Origin of the sequence: Kitasatospora papulosa (assembly GCF_000717245.1) — a bacterium.
In the GTDB taxonomy this organism is placed as follows: Bacteria; Actinomycetota; Actinomycetes; order Streptomycetales; family Streptomycetaceae; genus Streptomyces; species Streptomyces papulosus.
In genome coordinates this window covers 542,121-559,723 of sequence record NZ_JNYQ01000001.1, presented here as the reverse complement: position 1 = coordinate 559,723, position 17,603 = coordinate 542,121, and the positions used below count along the sequence as shown (strand labels likewise).

Genomic DNA, 17,603 nt, shown 5'->3' with positions numbered 1-17,603 from the left:
TCCATTGTCACTCGCCGGCGGAGTCGCCCCGCACCGCCGTGTGCCGTTCCGCGTCGACCTGGAGCACGAGCAGGGCGAGGTCGTCGTCCGGCGGGCGCTCGGCGAAGGTGTGGACGGCCTGCTTGATCCGGTCGGCGATCCCGGCGGCCGTGAGCCCCGCGCAGCCCGCCAGGACCCGTGCGAGGCCGTCACCGTCGTCGAACATCCGCCGCCCCGAGCGCCGCTCCGTGACCCCGTCGGTGACGCAGAGGAGGCTGTCGCCGGGGGCCAGGTCGAAGCTCTGGCTGTCGTACGCCACGTCCTCGACGATCCCGAGCAGCACCTGCGGCTCGGCGGCCGGGCGCACGGAGCCGTCGGGGCGCAGCAGCAGGGGAAGGGGGTGGCCGGCGCTCGCCACGGTGCAGCGCACCCCGCCGTCCGGGAGCGGTACGAGGGAGCCGTAGAGCAGGGAGAGGAAGCGGGACTGGGTGCCGTCCTGGATCTGCTCGCCGTCCTGGAGCTGCTGACCGCCGGCTGCCGCGACCATGAGGGCGGCGGCCTCGGCCGCCTCCATGGCGTCGTCCAGGAGGAGCCGGTTGAGCCGGTCGAGGACCTCCCCCACGCGGAAGCCCTCCCGGGACAGCAGACGCAGCCAGGGCCGGGCGAGGCCGGTGACGACGGCGGCCTCGGGTCCGCTGCCCTGGACGTCCCCGAGCACGAAACACCAGCGGCCGCCGGGGCAGGGGAAGAGGTCGTAGAAGTCGCCGCCGACCACGCCGTCGTCACCCGGCTCGTACACCAGGGCGCTGGAGACCCCGGGTATCTCGGCGACCTTGCTGGGCAGGAGGCCGCGCTGCAGGATGCGGCTGATGGTGGCCTGCCGGGTGTAGGCGCGGGCGGCGCCCACGGCGAGGCCCACCCGGCGTACGAAGTCCGCGAGGAGGATGGCCACCTCGTCGGGGATGTGGTCGTCGCCTTCCCGGCCCACGAGGAGGGCGCCGAGCGTGCGGCCGCCCGAGACGATGCGGTGGGCGAGCGCGGCTCCCGTCCGGTCCCCGCGCTGCGCGGCGCCGCCGGGCCAGGGTATGGGGACGGGGCCGGCACCGACGCTGCCGGGTAACCGCAGCGGTTCCTTCTCCAGCGTGGGGCGCAGCAGCTCGGTCCGTGTCTCGTCGCTGTGCCAGACCCCCGCCAGTCTGGGGGCGGCCGCAGGTCCGCCGCCCTCGCTCTCCAGCCATATCGCGCACCAGTCGGCGAGCCGCGGCACCAGGAGGCGGCCCGCCGTCGCGGCCACGGTGTCCTCGTCGAGCTGGCCGGCGAGCAGGCCGGAGGCCTCGGCGAGGAAGGAGAGCCCGCCACGCCCCGCCCAGCCCGCGTCGTCGCGCACGGCATGTCCGGCCGCGGGGGTGCGGCTCCCGCCGTCGCCCAGCCGGTGCCCGCGCGGGGCGTCGTCGGCGGCCGGGGTGTCGGGCAGTCCGTAGCGGTCGTCGCCGAGGAGGCGGGCCCAGACGGTCTTGAGGCCGGTGCGGTAGGTGATGCCCCAGGATTCGGCGAGGGTGGCGACGAGCTGGAGGCCCCGGCCGTACTCGGCGGGGTCGGGCCGGTCGGCCCGCTCGTCGCGCACCGACCGGGCGGGATGGTGGTCGGTGATCTCCAGCACGAGGGCGGCCGGCTCGGGACCGGACGAGTCCTCCAGCCTGAGGAGCAGCTCGACGGTCGTACCGGCGTGCACGACCGCGTTGGTGACCAGTTCGCTGGCCACGGTCAGTGCGTCGTCGGTCAGCCGCTCGCCGAACTCACCTGTGGAGGGCAGGCCGAGCCCCGTCCATTCGGTGAGCGCGGTCCGGACGAATCGGCGGGCCGCGGCCGAGGCCTGCGGGATGCCGGGCAGGCTCGTGCGGGCGGCCGGGCGCGGATCGCCGCCCTGACCTGCGACGACAATGCCGGGACGCTGGACGATGTCCCGCTGCGAGGGAATGGACCCCACGGTGCGGCTCCTGACGGTTTCGCGAAACGCCGCTGACGTATCCCGACAGGGTGACAGACCGGGCGCGCCCATAAGCGTCGAGTGACGGAAGTCGCTCGGGCCGGACGGGAACGGGCCGGGGCCGGTGGGTGCTCCCGCACTCGCCGACCCCGGCCCCTGCCTGCCGTTTCGGCCGTCCTGCAGCGCCGCGTCCCGGCCTGCCGGGCCGTGTCCCGACCTGCTGCGCCGTGTCCGGTCTCCGCGGACGTGCACGCCGCTCGGGGCGGGCGTACCGGCGTCGTCTAGGCCTCCCGGGAACCCGCGTACATGTCGTCGATGAGGTCCTTGTACTCGCGCTCGACGACCGGGCGCTTCAGCTTGAGGCTGGGGGTGAGCTCGCCGTGCTCGATGTCGAGGTCGCGCGGCAGGAGCCGGAACTTCTTGATGGTCTGCCAGCGCTGGAGTCCCTCGTTGAGGCGGTTCACATAGCCCTCGATGAGCTCCACGGCCTGCGGGGACGCCACCACGTCGGCGTACGGCTTGCCGCCCAGGCCGTTCTCCTCCGCCCAGCCGAGGATGGTCGGCTCGTCGAGGGAGATGAGGGCGGTGCAGAAGTTACGGTCGGCGCCGTGCACCAGGATGTTGGAGACGAACGGGCACACCGCCTTGAACTGTCCCTCGACCTCCGCCGGGGCGATGTACTTGCCGCCCGACGTCTTGATCAGGTCCTTCTTGCGGTCGGTGATCCGCAGGTAGCCGTCCTGGGAGAGCTCGCCGATGTCGCCGGTGTGGAACCAGCCGTCGGACTCCAGCACCTCGGCGGTCTTCTCGGGCAGCCGGTGGTAGCCCTCCATCAGCCCGGGACCGCGCAGCAGGATCTCGCCGTCGTCCGCGATCCGGACCTCGGTGCCGGGGAGCGGCTTGCCGACGGTACCGGTGCGGTAGGCCTCGCCCGGGTTGACGAAGGAGGCGGCGCTGGACTCGGTCAGGCCGTAGCCCTCCAGGATGTGGATACCGGCGCCGGAGAAGAACAGGCCGATGTCGGGGGCGAGGGCCGCCGAGCCGGAGACGCAGGCTCGGAGCCGTCCGCCGAAGGCCTCACGGATCTTGGCGAAGACGAGGGTGTCGGCGACCTTGTGCTTGGCGCCGAGCGCGAACGGCACCGAGGCCCTGCCCGTGCGCCGGAAGTTGTCCTGCGACACCGTGGCGTATTCACGGGCGACGCCGGCCGCCCACTGGAAGATCTTGTACTTGGCCCCGCCGCCGGCCCGCGCCTTGGCCGCGACGCCGTTGTAGACCTTCTCGAAGATGCGGGGAACGGCCGCCATGTAGGTCGGCTGGACCACCGGCAGGTTCTCGATGATCTTGTCCACGCGGCCGTCGACGGCCGTGACGTGCCCGACCTCGATCTGGCCGGAGGTGAGCACCTTCCCGAAGACGTGCGCGAGCGGCAGCCAGAGGTACTGGACGTCGCCCTCGGTGATCAGACCGGTCGCCACGGTCGCCTTGGCCATGTACGACCAGTTGTCGTGCGGCAGCCGCACCCCCTTGGGCCGGCCCGTGGTGCCGGAGGTGTAGATGAGGGTGGCCAGCTGGTCGGGGGTGATCGCGGCGACCCGGTCGGTGACCGCGTCGGGGTTCTTCACCAGGTGCTCGGCGCCCCGGGCCTCGAGCTCGGCGAGGGTGAGGACCCAGCCCTCGGGGTCACCCTCCACGGGCTCGGCGCCGGCCGGGTCGATGACGACGACGTGCGCGAGCTCGGGCAGGTCGGCCCTGCTCTCCCGGGCCTTCGATAGCTGGGCGGCGTCCTCGGCGATCAGCACGCGGCTGTCGGAGTCGGCCAGGATGAAGGCGGACTCCTCGGTGTTCGTGGAGGGGTAGATCGTCGTGGTCGCGGCGCCCGCGCACATCACACCGAGGTCCGCGAGGATCCACTCGACACGGGTGGACGAGGCGAGCGCGACCCGCTCCTCCGGCCGGACACCCAGGTAGATCAGACCGGCCGCGATGGCGTGGACCCGTTCCGCGGCCTGCGCCCAGGTGAGCGACTTCCAGTCGTCCGGGCCCTGCCCCGATGCGGAGGGCACCGGATAGCGGTACGCCTCCCCGTCCGGAGTGGCCGCCACGCGGTCGATGAAGAGAGTCGCCACGGAGGGCGGTCGGCTATCGATCAAGGTCTGTGTGTCGCTCACGACGTCCTCCGGGCCTGCGGCATTGCTACGACCGGCTTATGGGTGCTGCTGCTTGTATGTCCTGCTTCTCGTTCCCGCTCGGCCTGCTTGTTTAACTGGCGAGTAACTAACGGGTGGTGATCAGACTAGAGCGCGTGGGACCGTCGCGTAAGAGGCAACGGGCCGCCGCTTGATAACGAAGCGGGCCCCTGTGCCGCGGTGTCCGCGGCACAGGGGCCCGTCGGGCCGGCTCCGGGTACGCCCGACGGCGTACTCCCGGGTCACCCCGGGCGGGGCGGGTGCTACTTCTTGCCCTTGCCCTCGCCGGCCGACTCGTCGGTCGACAGGACGGAGATGAACGCGTCCTGCGGCACCTCCACGTTGCCGACCATCTTCATCCGCTTCTTGCCTTCCTTCTGCTTCTCCAGCAGCTTCCGCTTACGGGAGATGTCACCGCCGTAGCACTTGGCGAGGACGTCCTTGCGGATGGCGCGGACGGTCTCACGGGCGATGACCCGGGAGCCGATGGCGGCCTGGATCGGCACCTCGAAGTTCTGCCGGGGGATGAGCTTCTGCAGCTTGGCGACCAGCCGGACGCCGTACGCGTACGCCTTGTCCTTGTGCGTGACCGCGGAGAAGGCGTCGACCTTGTCGCCGTGCAGCAGGATGTCGACCTTGACGAGCTGGGCGGACTGCTCCCCCGTGGGCTCGTAGTCGAGCGAGGCGTAACCCCGGGTCTTGGACTTCAGCTGGTCGAAGAAGTCGAAGACGATCTCGGCGAGCGGCAGGGTGTAGCGGATCTCGACCCGGTCCTCGGACAGGTAGTCCATGCCGATCAGGGTGCCGCGCCGGTTCTGGCAGAGCTCCATGATCGCGCCGATGAACTCGCTGGGCGCCAGGACCGTGGCCCGGACGACCGGCTCGTGCACCTTGTCGATCTTGCCCTCGGGGAACTCGCTCGGGTTGGTGACCGTGTGCTCCGAGCCGTCCTCCATCTCCACGCGGTAGACCACGTTGGGGGCGGTGGCGATGAGCTCGAGACCGAACTCGCGCTCGAGGCGCTCACGGATGACGTCGAGGTGCAGCAGCCCGAGGAAGCCGACACGGAAGCCGAAGCCGAGCGCGGCGGAGGTCTCCGGCTCGTACACCAGGGCCGCGTCGTTGAGCTGGAGCTTGTCCAGGGCCTCGCGCAGGTCCGGGTAGTCGGATCCGTCGAGGGGGTAGAGCCCCGAGAACACCATCGGCTTGGGGTCCTTGTAGCCGCCCAGCGCCTCGGTGGCCCCCTTGTTCAGGGAGGTGATGGTGTCACCGACCTTGGACTGCCGGACGTCCTTCACACCGGTGATGATGTAGCCGACCTCGCCCACGCCGATGCCGTCGGCCGGGGTCATCTCCGGGGAGGAGACGCCGATCTCCAGCAGCTCGTGGGTGGCGCCCGTCGACATCATCCTGATGCGCTCACGCTTGTTGAGCTGGCCGTCGACGACCCTGACGTAGGTGACGACACCGCGGTAGGCGTCGTAGACGGAGTCGAAGATCATCGCGCGGGCGGGGGCGTCCGCCTGGCCGACGGGGGCCGGGACGTCCCGGACGACCCGGTCGAGCAGCGCGTCCACGCCGACGCCGGTCTTCGCGGAGACCTTGAGCACGTCCTCGGGCTGGCAGCCGATGAGGTTGGCCAGTTCCTCGGAGAACTTCTCCGGCTGGGCGGCCGGCAGGTCGATCTTGTTGAGCACCGGGACGATGGTGAGGTCGTTCTCCATCGCCAGGTAGAGGTTGGCCAGCGTCTGCGCCTCGATGCCCTGGGCGGCGTCGACCAGGAGGACGGTTCCCTCGCACGCGGCCAGCGACCGGGAGACCTCGTAGGTGAAGTCCACGTGGCCCGGGGTGTCGATCATGTTGAGGATGTGGGTCGAGCCCTGACCCTCACCCTGAGTGGGCGCCCACGGCAGACGGACCGCCTGGGACTTGATGGTGATGCCGCGCTCGCGCTCGATGTCCATCCGGTCGAGGTACTGGGAGCGCATCTGCCGCTGATCGACCACTCCCGTCAGCTGGAGCATCCGGTCGGCAAGGGTCGACTTGCCGTGGTCGATGTGCGCGATGATGCAGAAGTTACGGATCAGCGCCGGGTCGGTACGGCTCGGCTCGGGCACGTGGGTAGGAGTCGCGGGCACGCAGGGTCCTGATTCTTGAGACGCCGGACGCCGTGTCTCGGGTCGATGTCGGGTCGGACGGATCGATACGTAGCCTCCATGGTCCCACGCCTGCGGGGCCATGACGGGTTTGGGCCGTTCCGAGGGTGGCTGCTACCGTGGGCAGCTGTGCCTCGTGGCCCTCAGAAGCGGCGTGGCGCACATAGAAGATCCAACGAACCTGAAAAGGCTCTTTCGTGGCGAACATCAAGTCCCAGATCAAGCGGAACAAGACGAACGAGAAGGCACGCCTGCGCAACAAGGCCGTCAAGTCCTCGCTCAAGACCTCGATCCGCAAGGCCCGTGAGGCTGCCGCTGCCGGTGACGTCGAGAAGGCCACTGTGGCCGTCCGCGACGCCTCCCGCCAGCTCGACAAGGCTGTCTCGAAGGGTGTCATCCACAAGAACGCCGCCGCCAACAAGAAGTCGGCGCTGGCGCTCAAGGTTGCCGCCCTCCAGGGCTGAGCTACTGATGTGATCGCCGGAACGGACACAGCGGGCCCTCTCTCCCGCTCCTGACCGGCACCCCGCGCCGCACACCGAACCTGCGTTCGCCACGCGGGTGCGGCGCACCAAGCGTGAACCGAAGGCCCCGGCCACGTCCTCCCCAGGACGACGGCCGGGGCCTTCGTCTGCCTGGGGTGGGTGCGGCGGTGGCTCGGGGACGTCACTTGCCCCGCAGTGCGGTGGGACGGAACGGCCACCACAGGGGGGACGCAACGGCCCCCGCAGAGGCCCGGGGACCTGTCACGTGCCCCGGAGCGCACGGTACGGCTCAGCGGCCACCGGAGCGCGAGTACGACGCCGCGCCGTCCGGAGCGTGCGGGGCAGGCTCAGCGACCACCGGAGCGCGCCGCGCGGGCGACGGCGTGACCTCCGGAGCGTGCGGGGCAGGCTCAGCGACCAGCGGAACGCGCCGCGCGGGCGACGGCGACCACGGCCTTCTCCAGGGCGTACTCGGGGTCGTCCCCGCCTCCCTTGACACCGGCGTCGGCCGCCGCGACCGCCATCAGCGCCGTCGCCACTCCGTCCGGTGTCCATCCGCGCATCTGCTGGCGGACCCGGTCGATCTTCCAGGGCGGCATACCGAGCTCGCGGGCCAGGTCCGCCGGTCGTCCTCCCCGGGCGGAGGAGAGCTTGCCGATCGCCCGCACGCCCTGCGCCAGGGCGCTGGTGATCAGGACGGGAGCGACACCGGTGGACAGTGACCATCGCAGCGCTTCGAGCGCTTCCGCCGCCCGGCCCTCGACCGCGCGGTCGGCGACGGTGAAGGACGAGGCTTCGGCCCGCCCCGTGTAGTACCGGCCGACGACCGCTTCGTCGATGGTGCCTTCCACGTCCGCCACCAGCTGCGAGACGGCGCTCGCCAGTTCCCGCAGGTCGCTGCCGATGGAGTCGACCAGCGCCTGGCATGCCTCGGGGGTCGCGGAGCGCCCGAGCGCCCGGAACTCCGACCGTACGAAGGACAGCCGCTCAGCCGGCTTGGTGGTCTTCGGACACGCGACCTCACGCGCGCCCGCCTTCCGTGCCGCGTCCAGCAGACTCTTGCCCTTGGCCCCGCCGGCGTGCAGCAGGACGAGGGTGATCTCCTCGGCAGGGGCGCCCAGGTAGGCCTTGACGTCCTTGACCGTGTCGGCGGAGAGGTCCTGCGCGTTGCGCACGATCACCACCTTGCGCTCGGCGAAGAGCGAGGGGCTGGTGAGCTCCGCGAGCGTGCCGGGCTGCAGCTGGTCCGGAGTCAGATCACGGACGTCCGTGTCGGAGTCGGCGGCTCGGGCGGCCGCCACCACGTGCTGCACCGCACGGTCCAGGAGCAGGTCCTCCTGGCCCACGGCGAGCGTGACGGGGGCGAGCGGATCGTCGGTGGAATTGCGTCTGGTGGCCATCGCCGTCCAGCATCCCACGCCCCTGTGACAACGACGCGGGGCAGCCGCCCCGGCGTACCGCCCCACCCGACCTGCCGGACAATGACCGGGTGAGCGATGTGAGACATGTACTGGTGCTGCCCGACCGCGACGCCGCCGAAAAGGTCGCAGCAGAACTGGCCGACCGGTTCGGCGTCACCGAGGAACCGCAGCTCGTGCGGGACGCGCTGGCCGGCGAGGACGACGCCGACGACGCGCAGTGGCTGGTGGTGGTGGAGGACCCGGCCTCGCGGCTGGACTCCACGGCGCTCGACGCGTTCGCCGCGGAGTACGAGGGCTGGCTGGAAACACCATGACGGCCGGCCTCCGCGCCATGGGCCGGTCGGCCCTGCCGGATCGCCCCGCCGGTGCGACGTGCCGGTCCGGCAGCCAGGCAGGGGGTCCGGCAGGCCCGCCGTCCGGCCGTCCCGCTGTCCCGCGTGACGGGTGGGTGAGCGTCGTCAGCTCTTCGGGACGATCTGGATGTCCATGTCGATCTTGATGCTCGGGCCGACCACGGCGATGCCGCGTGCCAGCATCGTCTGCCAGGTGAGCGTGAAATCCTCACGGTGCAGCTCGGTGGTCGCCCGGCAGGCGGCCCGGGTCTCGCCCTCCAGACCGCTGCCCAGGCCCAGGTACTGGGTGTCCAGGGTGACGGTGCGGCTCACACCGTGCAGGGTGAGCGCGCCGGTGACGCCCCAACGGGTGCCGCCTCGGTGGACGAAGCGCTCGCTGTAGAACTCGAGGGTCGGATAGCGCTCGACATCCAGGAAGTCACCGGACCTCAGGTGGTCGTCACGCATCCGGACGTTCGTGTCGATCGACGAGGCGTCGATGACGACGTGCATGGCGGAGTCCTCCATGCGGTCGGCTATCCGCACGGCACCGGCGAACGTATTGAACCTGCCGTGGATCCGCGCCATGCCGATGTGACGTGCCGTGAAACCGATCTGGGTGTGCGCGGGCTCGATCTCCCAGTCACCCGGATCCGGCAGCTGCGGAGGCTGGGCGACCTGGAGGAAGACATCTCCGAGGCTCACGTGATCGCCCTGGTCCAGGGTGAGCGAGCGGTGGAAGGGGGTGAACCCCTCGGCTGTGACACCCAGCCGGTAGTCACCTGCGGGAACGGTCGCGACCACGTTCCCGAAGGGGTCCGTCTCCCCGCTGACGACCTTGCGGCCGGCGCTGTCCGTGACGACGAAGTCGGCCTGCTGTACGGGCTCGGAGACGGGGTCCAGCACCCGGCAGCTCAGCATGGCGGCATCCTGCGGCACCGGGAACCCGGCGGGAGCGTTGCCCTGTGCGGTGCCGGACCTGCCTCTGCTGCTTAGCCAACGGCCGAACATGCGCACGTACTCCCCAGGGGTGGTTCTCACCTCGGACCCTGACAGCCGGACGTCGTTGTCGGAGCAGCGGCCCGCCGACGAATATGCATTCGATCACCGTTGCGACGTTCGAGGCAAACGCAGCAGCTCAGAGTGGGTTGTGCCGAGCTGTGCCCAGCTGTGCGTCACTGTACGCAGGTGCCACCGAAGGTCCGTATTGCGCAGGTTGGAGCACCCGTCGACGTCCGGGCATACGGTGCCAGGCACATCACACACATCACACACGTCACCCACCTCATGTACGTCACACACGTCATACGGTCAGGGGCGGGCGTACCACCGGCGGGTGGGTCAGCTCAATGCCGAAGTGGTCGCGGTAGGCGGCGAGTACCTCGGCGTCGTCCCGCAGCTCCGTCTCATGACGCTCGCCCCGCTCGGTCGTGATCAGCGTGCGGCCGCGGAGCGTCACCCGGCCGCCCTCCGTGCACCGGGAGCAGATCAGCGACCGGGTGAAGTGGGAGTCCGGTGAGGTCCGGTGGTACCAGGACCCGGCTCCGAAGTCCGCCAGCACACGCGGCCTCAGGTCGAGGCGGAACTGCTGCGAGCCGTCGCGCAGCAGATCCAGATCCCCCTGCGGCGCTTCCCGGAAGCGGAACATGCCGCTGGGGTCGTCCTGTTCCGTGCGGGCCTCCAGCTCGAGCGGATGCAGGGCGTGGTCACCGAACCCGACATCCGCGAGCCAGGGGCCCGTAGCGTCGTCGGTCTCCACGCGCAGGGCGATGTGGTCGTACGGGATACCGAGGCTGCCTCCGTCGCCGAACACCCGCGCCTGAAGCGGGACGACGCGAAAACCCAGCTCGCGCAGCAGCGCGGCAAAGGCGCCGTTGAGCTCGTAGCAGAAGCCGCCGCGGCGGTCCGTCACGATCTTGTCGACGAGCTTCTCCTCCTCCAGGACCACATCCTGGCCGAGATGGACGGAGAGGTTCTCGAAGGGCACGGTCATCAGGTGGCGCAGCTGCAACTCGCGCAACGCCGCGGCATCGGCCCGGGGTGGGCGGGCGGCGCCGATCCGTTCCAGATAGGCGCCCGTCCAGCCGGGGGTGGGTGCGTGAGCAGGCTGCCGCGCGTATTCGTGCATCCCGGAAGTCTGTCGCGGTCCGCCGGGCAGCGCCATTGGCCCCTGGGCCTAGGACGGGCGCAGGACGGGCCTAGGACCGCCGACCGAGGCGACGGCCACAGCCGGTGGCTAGCGTGTGAGCCATGACGGAGCGAGAGCCGGCCCGCGGCCCTGAGCAGCGCAAGCAGGACGTACTTGATCATCTGGAGAGGGACGAAGACCTCTGGGTGGCGACCGCCTCCGCCGACGGTGTGCCGTGCCTGGTGCCACTTTCGTTCGTCCTGGACCGTCATACGTTGTTGCTCGCCACCCGGCGCACCAACCCGACAGCAGTCAACGTGACCCCGACCGGACAGGTCCGGGTCACCCTGGGCCACACCCGTGATGTGGTGCTGATCGAGGGAACGGCCGAGGTCGTCGAGGGCTCGGACCTTCCGGCCGAATCGGGCGACGCCTTCGCCGAGAAGCTCGGCTGGGACCCTCGCGGACGCCCCGCGTGGGTGTATCTCCGCATCACCCCGCACGCCGTCAAGGCGTGGCGGGAGGTGAACGAACTGGCAGGGCGCGAGTTGATGGTCGCGGGGACCTGGCTGGTCTGACAGCCGAGCCGCCTCCTGACACGCTGAGCCCGGCGGCCCGGCGGCTCTCCTGACCACAGGACCCGTCCGTGGGTCACCCCTCCGGCACACAGGCACGAGCTGGACGGGGTCCCGGGCCACTCCCCCGGCAACTACGGGACCCCGCGCGGCCGTGACAGGCCGGGGCCGTGAGGGGGCCGGGCCGTAGGACCGTGGGGCCGCGAGGGGGTGGGGCCGCGAGGGGGTGCGCGAGCCAGGACGTACCTCGAGGTCATGACCTGCCCGCCGCACGCAACTGCGAGCCCGCGCCGGTCACCGCGATCGGACCGTTGATGTCGGTGCGCAGAACCTTCGCTCCCGTCGCTTCGAGTGCCTCGACCGTACGGGCCGCCGGATGGCCGTACGGATTGTCCGAGCCGCAGCTGATCAACGCGAGCCTCGGGCGTGTGCTGCGCAGGAGCGCTGTGTCCTGGTGCGCGGAGCCGTGGTGCGCGACCTTGAGCACATCGACCCGGGGCAGGGCCGGGTGGCTGCGCAGCACTCCCCGCTGTGCCGGTGGTTCGAGATCGCCGAGGAGCAGCAGGGTCAGCCCACCGGACCGGATGAGGAGCGTGACGCTGGAATCGTTCGGTTCCCCGGTCACGTAGGAGGACGCCGCCCCCGGCGCACCGGCCGCCGGCCAGAGCACCTGCCAGTCCAGAGGACCCGTCCGTCGCCGCTCCCCCGGCACGGCCCGGGTCGTCGGGACGTGCGCCTCTGCGGCCGTCCTCCGTACGAACGCTGCCTGCTCGGGTGGTTCGTCGAGACTCGTCGTCTGGATCGTGCCGACCTCGCGCCCCTTCAGTACGCCGGGCAGGCCTCGCACATGGTCGGCGTGGAAGTGGGTCAGGAGCAGGAGCGGTACACGGGTGACACCGAGATCGCGCAGGCACCTGTCGACAAGACGGGGTTCAGGGCCGGTGTCCACGACCACTCCCGTGCCGTCCCCCGCGGCAAGCACCATGGCGTCCCCTTGTCCCACGTCGCAGAGGGCGAAGGCCCAGCCGGGCGGCGGCCATCCCGTCATGAACCGGGTGAGCGGCACCGGCCGCAGCACCGCGAGGACCAGCAGGAGCGCGGCAGCGGAGCACACCCATGGGTGGCGGGCCAGACGGCGGGCCGACAGCGTCAGCACGATCGTGAGGACGGCCAGGAGGGCCGCTCCGCGCCAACCTCCCGGCCAGTCCAGTTCCGCCCCGGGTAGTGCGGCGCCCGTGCGGGCCACGGACGCGATCCAGCCGACCGGCAAGCCGGCGACGTGGGCCAGCACGCCCGCCACCGGTAGGGAGACGGGCGCCACGGCGAGCACGGCAAAGCCCAGGACCGTCGCGGGTGCCACCGCGAACTCCGCCAGCAGGTTGCAGGGAATCGCCACCAGGCTGACCCTCGACGCGAGGACCACGACCACAGGCGCGCAGACGGCTTGAGCGGCTCCCGCCGCGGCCAGCACCTCGGCGAGCCGTGCCGGGACCCCGTGCCGCTGGAGAGCGTCGCTCCATCTCGGTGCGAGTGTCAGCAGTGCCCCGGTCGCGAGCACGGAGAGGAGGAACCCGTAACTACGGGCCAGCCACGGGTCGTAGAGCACCAGCAGCAGAACGGCCGCGGCCAGTGCCGGGATCAGCGATCTGCGCCGGCCCGTCCCGATGGCGAGCAGTGTGATCAGGCCGCAGGCGGCCGCGCGCAGCACGCTCGGCTCCGGACGGCAGACGATCACGAAGGCCAGCGCCACCGCGCCACCGGTCAGGGCTGTCATGCGCAGGGAGATACCCAGCCGGGGTGCCAGACCTCGGCGTTCGCTGCGCAGCGCCGTGCTCGGGGGGCCGATGAGAAGGAAGAGCAGAATCGAGAGGTTGGCACCTGAGACGGCGAGCAGGTGGGTGAGGTCGGTGGCTTTGAAGGCGTCGTGCAGATCCGGCGGCACCCGTGAGGTGTCTCCGACCACCAGCCCCGGCAGGAGTGCCCGCTCATCGGTGTCGAGTCCGTCGGTGGCTTCCCGCAGACCGGACCTCAGCCGCCCCGCGACGCGTTGCAGCAGGGAGGGCTCCTGGATGACCCGTGGCGGTTCGTCCGCGTCGGTACCGAGTACCGCCGCGACGCGCTCCGCCTCGTGACGTGGAGGGGTGAGCCCTCCGCTGATGCGGAGGCCTGTCGAGGGCAGCAACTGTTGCCACCGCGCCGCCGCGGCGCCCGGGGCGACCATGACCAGGACGGGAGTCCGGAGTCTGGTGACCGTGCCGTCGGGGGCGGTGAGCTGATCGACCTCGGCATCCAGGAGCAGGGACACGGGCGTGCTGTGATCACCCCGCACACGGGGCCGGGTCTGCCGGGGATCGGACGTGACGGTCACCTCCGCTTCGACCCGCTCGTACGACTCCGCCAGTCCGGGGACCGGGCCCCTGCGGGTATCCGCGCCGTGGAGCCCGGCCACCGTCGCCCCCGCCGCGGCGCAGAGCAGCGCGGCGGCTGCCGCCGTGAGGCGCGGTCCCCGGCGCCTGTTGCTTCCGGCGGGCGTCGGCGGCCCGGCCGGCGGAATCGCTGGTCCTGCCCGACGCGCCCGGTCCCCTGGGAAGGCGGGAGCCGGAACCGGCGAGGACTCCGAATCCGCACCCACCGGATCATCACCGACCGGGCTCGCGGCCTCCGCGCCCGGTGGGACTGTCGGACCAGCCCTGCCCCGGGGTGCGTGGCGCGCCAGGACTCCGGATACGGCGAGGAGGCCCAGGCCGGTGCACGCGCAGAGAACCGATCCGGCCACCACCCACCTGCCCGGCGCCCCGAGCGCAAGAGCCGCTGCCGCCCAGGCCGCCAGGGCGGGAGGGACCAGACGCAGATCATCCGGGAGCGCCTGGCGCGGTTCGGCAGCACCGAGCCGTCGGCCCGCATCGGCAAGGACGTCGGAACCGTTCACGGCCTGACCAGCGGCCGGAGGTCGGCGAACCGGCGGTCCCCGATGCCGTTGACCTCGCGGAGCTCGTCGACGGAACGGTAACCCCCGTGCTCGGTCCGGTAGTCGATGATGTGCTGCGCGAGCACCGGGCCGACACCGGGCAAGGTCTCCAACTGCTCGGCGGTGGCCGTGCCGAGGCTCACCACTGCGGCTGGGCCGGCCGGTCCCCCTGCGGATCCGCCTGTTCCCGTCCCGCTGACCGGTGGTGGCGCGCCGGGCAGGCCCACCGCCACCTGCTCGCCGTCCGTCAGGACCCGTGCGCGGTTGAGTGCGGTGACATCGGCTCCCTCCCTGACGCCTCCCGCGGCACGCAGCGCGTCCGCGACACGTGAACCGGCAGGCAGGTACTGGATACCCGGCCGCCGCACCTTGCCGCTCACGTCCACGACGATCTGGCCGCCGGCGGTTGTGCCGGTGCTCGATCCCGTGTGCGGAACGAGTGCGGGGCCGGAGATCCGCGCGCTCGGGGTCTCCTCCCCGCCCGCCCGTACCGCGGCGGCCTCCGTGACCCGGTCGGGAGCGCTCACCGCCTCCGGACCGGACGACCAGAAATGTGTCGCCGCGAGTACGGCGGCTCCGACCAGGACGACGGCCAACGCGGCAAGAGCGCGCGGCTCGAGGCCGCACCGCAGCTGCACCCACAGAGGTAACCGGTCGCGCAGCGCGGGGCCCGCTTCTCGCCACCACCGGGACCTCGTGCCCGACGCGTCGGGCGCCTCGTGCCGCAATGGCAGTTCCGATCCGTGCGACGGGGCCGCCGTCGTGGAGCGGGCGTCGGGTGCTGAGTGGGATGACGGAACCGCGGCCCAGGACGGCGCCGCGCGGATGCGTCCGGCCTCGTCACAGGACGGCGAGGCCGTGGGCACCCCGGAAGCCGCCGCATCCGCCCCCACCCCCTGCATCGTCGCCCCACCGGCCGCCCCCGCCGTCCCCCTACTCGCCGTCGTCGTCCCCGCCGCCGCCGCAGTCGTTGCCGCGACCACCGGCGGGCCCGCCCCCAGGAGCGCGTCCGCACGGAGCCGCGAGGCTGCCGCGGTCCCGGTGTCCGTTCCACGCGTGGGGCGCCGCCGGCGACCGTGCCGGGCCCTGGAGGCGGCCGTGCCGGGCGAGGTTCCGGCTCCTCCGGCGGGGCGGACACCGGGCCTGAAGCGGGCCCGTCCCGCCGGGCCTGCTCCCTCGGAGGCACCGCGCGCGGGCCTGTGCGCGCCCCGAGGCGCGGCCGCGTACACCGCCGCGTGCCGAGGTGGGTCCATCGCCGCGTGCGCGGGAAGATCCGGGAGTCGGTGCGAGGCCGAGACCTCGGCGTCACTGCCGAGGCCCTGCGGGTCGGTGGCACGGCTGGGTGGGGAGAGCGGTCGGAAGGTCATGGATCAGACGCTAGACACATCCGGGAAAATCCGTCGGGACGCCCCGATTGTGGTGGATTACTCGCCAGTTGTGGATAACTGCGTCACCTGACGAGGTGAATTCAGCGCGGTGCGACGACAGCGCCCAGCAGTCCCGGACCGGTGTGCGCTCCGATCACCGCACCGACTTCGCTCACATGCAGATCCGCGAGCCCCGGGATTCGTCCCCGGAGCCGTTCCGCCAGGCGCTCGGCCCCCTCGGGAGCGGCCAAGTGGTGGACGGCGATGTCCACGGCACCTGTTCCGGCCTGCGCTGCGACGATCTCCTCGAGACGGGCGATCGCCTTGGACGCGGTCCGCACCTTCTCCAGCATCTCGATACGGCCGTCCTCGAGCCGGAGGAGCGGCTTGACGGCCAGAGCCGATCCCAACAGCGCCTGCGCGGCGCCGATGCGCCCGCCTCGGCGCAGGTAGTCCAGCGTGTCGACGTAGAAGAAGGCCGACGTGCCGGCCGCCCGCTTGTCTGCCGCCGCGACCGCCTCGTCCAGACCGCCGCCCGCCTCGCCCGCCTCGGCGGCCGCAAGGGCGCAGAACCCCAGGGCCATGGCGACCATGCCGGTGTCGACCACCCGCACCGGAACAGGCGCTTCCTTCGCCGCGAGCACGGCGGCGTCGTACGTCCCGGAGAGCTCCGACGACAGATGGAGAGAGACGATGCCGGTGGCGCCTGCCTCCGCCACCGCTCGATAGGTGGCGGCGAAGACGTCCGGGCTGGGCCGTGAGGTGGTCACGGACCGGCGCTTCTGCAGAGCGAGGGCCAGTGACCGGGCCGAGATCTCCGTGCCTTCCTCCAGTGCCTGATCGCCCAGGACGACGGTCAGCGGCACCGCGGTGATGCCGTGCCGTTCCATCGTCTGGGGCGGCAGGTAGGCCGTTGAATCGGTGACGATCGCGACATGGCGGGACATGAGCCGGAGGTTACCTTCCGAGGCGGGAACACGGCAGCCCGGGACCGGACCGCTGATCATTTCCGGTCTGCCCCGCATCCGCCCTGATGTGCCTCCGGCCTGTCCGGAGACATTCAGCAAGCACACGTCCCGCGGCTGCCACGCCGTGGGCGGTGGAACCGAGTTGGATGCGTGTCAGTTCGTCGTCTCCGGCTTCGCGGACTTCTGCCAGGGATGGCCCGTGCGCAGCCGGGGGTCCGGAGGGGTGAGTGACGGTGGCGTCTGCTCGTCGGCCGGTGCCGTCCAGTTGTGCCCTGCGGCCTCGCTCCGGGAGGCGGTCGGCTCCTCGGTCGTCCAGTGGCGCAGGGCCCCGGCCTCCAGGTCGATCTGCGCGCCGAGCGCGGCCAGATCGTCCTCGGCGAACTGCCTCGCCCGGTCACGGGCAGCCCAGCGGAGTGATTCCGCCGCGTGTGTGATGCGTTCCGTGCGCTCCTTCAGGCCCGGCAGCAGCGTGGCCACCGTCGCCCGATCCGGCTCGCGTTCCAGCCGCTTGAGGTCGTTGTCGAGTTCCTGTCCGTGCGCGCTCAGACGCTGGAAAAGACCCAGCGACTCCGAGAGTGAGGCGTCCTCCCTGGCCCCGGCGTTCAACGCGTCCTGGGTGGCCCGCATCGATGTACGCAGCGAGAGCCTGAGCTGGGCGAGCTCTCCCGGCACGCCCGGCTGGCCGTAGCTCTTGGCCCGGAGCGTGGTGTCCTCCACGGAGCGGCGGGCCTGCGTGATCGTCCGGTCCACACCCCGCTTGGCCGCGCGCACCGCCTTCACACCGGCGTACACACCGAGCGCCATGAACGCCACGAACAGCAGCGTCAGGATCAGGATCACGGCTTCCATGAACGCCCCTCGGTCGTCGAATCGGCTGCCCGCCTGGGGTCACCCCTTCTACCGTAAACGGAACGGGCAGGCCGAGGGTTCCAACGGAACCCCCAACCTGCCCGTAGGGGAAAGCCCTGGCACGCCGCCCGACCGTCGGCGCCACGCTTAGCCTGCCCGTGGCAGCGCGCCGGTCAGCACCTCAGGCCGACCGCGCGGC

Annotated in this window: 13 protein-coding genes; 3 read left to right on the top strand and 10 right to left on the bottom strand. The window is 71.5% G+C overall.

The features are described 5' to 3' along the window. Positions 1-7: 7 nt before the first annotated feature. From IA22_RS0102310 to lepA, 3 genes are all read right to left on the bottom strand, one after another. Positions 8-1,966, bottom strand: a complete 1,959-nt coding sequence (locus IA22_RS0102310; protein ID WP_014156347.1) for a SpoIIE family protein phosphatase — start codon at positions 1,964-1,966, stop codon at positions 8-10. Positions 1,967-2,247: 281 nt separating this feature from the next. Then, positions 2,248-4,137 carry an AMP-dependent synthetase/ligase gene (locus tag IA22_RS0102305; protein ID WP_030122596.1) on the bottom strand — a complete coding sequence of 630 codons (1,890 nt, stop codon included), beginning with the start codon at positions 4,135-4,137 and terminating at the stop codon, positions 2,248-2,250. A gap of 281 nt (positions 4,138-4,418) precedes the next feature. Further along, the gene (gene lepA / locus IA22_RS0102300) at positions 4,419-6,293 is read right to left on the bottom strand and encodes a translation elongation factor 4 (RefSeq protein ID WP_014156345.1); all 1,875 of its coding nucleotides are present in this window, start codon (positions 6,291-6,293) and stop codon (positions 4,419-4,421) included. 215 nt (positions 6,294-6,508) lie between these two features. Here lepA and rpsT point away from each other — a divergent pair, with 215 nt between their 5' ends. Next, complete coding sequence (rpsT, locus tag IA22_RS0102295) at positions 6,509-6,775, top strand: 30S ribosomal protein S20 (protein ID WP_014156344.1); 267 nt, start codon at positions 6,509-6,511, stop codon at positions 6,773-6,775. Between the two features lie 431 nt (positions 6,776-7,206). Here the strand turns inward: rpsT and holA are convergent, their stop codons facing one another. Beyond that, on the bottom strand, positions 7,207-8,196 hold the full coding sequence (gene holA, locus IA22_RS0102290) for a DNA polymerase III subunit delta (RefSeq protein ID WP_014156343.1): 990 nt from the start codon (positions 8,194-8,196) through the stop codon (positions 7,207-7,209). Positions 8,197-8,285: 89 nt separating this feature from the next. On the opposite strand from holA, the gene IA22_RS0102285 reads away from it, so the two are divergent. Next, entirely contained in the window at positions 8,286-8,531 is a 246-nt protein-coding gene (locus IA22_RS0102285) for a hypothetical protein (RefSeq protein ID WP_014156342.1), read from the top strand. A gap of 144 nt (positions 8,532-8,675) precedes the next feature. Here IA22_RS0102285 and IA22_RS0102280 read toward each other — a convergent pair whose 3' ends face one another. Together IA22_RS0102280 and IA22_RS0102275 are read right to left on the bottom strand one after the other, a co-directional pair. Then, a complete protein-coding gene (locus IA22_RS0102280) occupies positions 8,676-9,560 on the bottom strand; it encodes a YceI family protein (protein WP_014156341.1) in 885 nt (294 codons plus the stop codon). 292 nt (positions 9,561-9,852) lie between these two features. Then, the gene (locus IA22_RS0102275) at positions 9,853-10,677 is read right to left on the bottom strand and encodes an arylamine N-acetyltransferase family protein (protein ID WP_051694759.1); all 825 of its coding nucleotides are present in this window, start codon (positions 10,675-10,677) and stop codon (positions 9,853-9,855) included. 122 nt (positions 10,678-10,799) lie between these two features. On the opposite strand from IA22_RS0102275, the gene IA22_RS0102270 reads away from it, so the two are divergent. Beyond that, a complete protein-coding gene (locus IA22_RS0102270) occupies positions 10,800-11,255 on the top strand; it encodes a pyridoxamine 5'-phosphate oxidase family protein (RefSeq protein ID WP_014156339.1) in 456 nt (151 codons plus the stop codon). A 250-nt stretch (positions 11,256-11,505) separates the two neighbouring features. Here IA22_RS0102270 and IA22_RS0102265 read toward each other — a convergent pair whose 3' ends face one another. The 4 genes from IA22_RS0102265 to IA22_RS0102250 all read right to left on the bottom strand — a co-directional run bounded on the left by IA22_RS0102265 (position 11,506) and on the right by IA22_RS0102250 (position 17,404). Then, on the bottom strand, positions 11,506-14,181 hold the full coding sequence (locus IA22_RS0102265; RefSeq protein WP_030122593.1) for a ComEC/Rec2 family competence protein: 2,676 nt from the start codon (positions 14,179-14,181) through the stop codon (positions 11,506-11,508). Further along, on the bottom strand, positions 14,178-15,122 hold the full coding sequence (locus IA22_RS0102260) for a ComEA family DNA-binding protein (protein WP_245229539.1): 945 nt from the start codon (positions 15,120-15,122) through the stop codon (positions 14,178-14,180). Before IA22_RS0102260 ends, IA22_RS0102265 begins: the two co-directional genes overlap by 4 nt. 566 nt (positions 15,123-15,688) lie before the next feature. Then, a complete protein-coding gene (locus tag IA22_RS0102255) occupies positions 15,689-16,534 on the bottom strand; it encodes a DegV family protein (protein ID WP_014156336.1) in 846 nt (281 codons plus the stop codon). A gap of 174 nt (positions 16,535-16,708) precedes the next feature. Beyond that, the gene (locus IA22_RS0102250; RefSeq protein ID WP_014156335.1) at positions 16,709-17,404 is read right to left on the bottom strand and encodes a hypothetical protein; all 696 of its coding nucleotides are present in this window, start codon (positions 17,402-17,404) and stop codon (positions 16,709-16,711) included. Positions 17,405-17,603 lie beyond the last annotated feature (199 nt).

What these genes read in the sequence shown, in the direction of transcription:
- holA (WP_014156343.1), bottom strand. Translation starts at nt 8,196, where the DNA reads ATGGCCACCAGACGCAATTCCACCGACGATCCGCTCGCCCCCGTCACG.
- IA22_RS0102280 (WP_014156341.1), bottom strand. Translation starts at nt 9,560, where the DNA reads ATGTTCGGCCGTTGGCTAAGCAGCAGAGGCAGGTCCGGCACCGCACAG.
- IA22_RS0102275 (WP_051694759.1), bottom strand. Translation starts at nt 10,677, where the DNA reads ATGCACGAATACGCGCGGCAGCCTGCTCACGCACCCACCCCCGGCTGG.
- IA22_RS0102270 (WP_014156339.1), top strand. Translation starts at nt 10,800, where the DNA reads ATGACGGAGCGAGAGCCGGCCCGCGGCCCTGAGCAGCGCAAGCAGGAC.
- IA22_RS0102260 (WP_245229539.1), bottom strand. Translation starts at nt 15,122, where the DNA reads ATGCAGGGGGTGGGGGCGGATGCGGCGGCTTCCGGGGTGCCCACGGCC.
- IA22_RS0102255 (WP_014156336.1), bottom strand. Translation starts at nt 16,534, where the DNA reads ATGTCCCGCCATGTCGCGATCGTCACCGATTCAACGGCCTACCTGCCG.
- IA22_RS0102250 (WP_014156335.1), bottom strand. Translation starts at nt 17,404, where the DNA reads ATGGAAGCCGTGATCCTGATCCTGACGCTGCTGTTCGTGGCGTTCATG.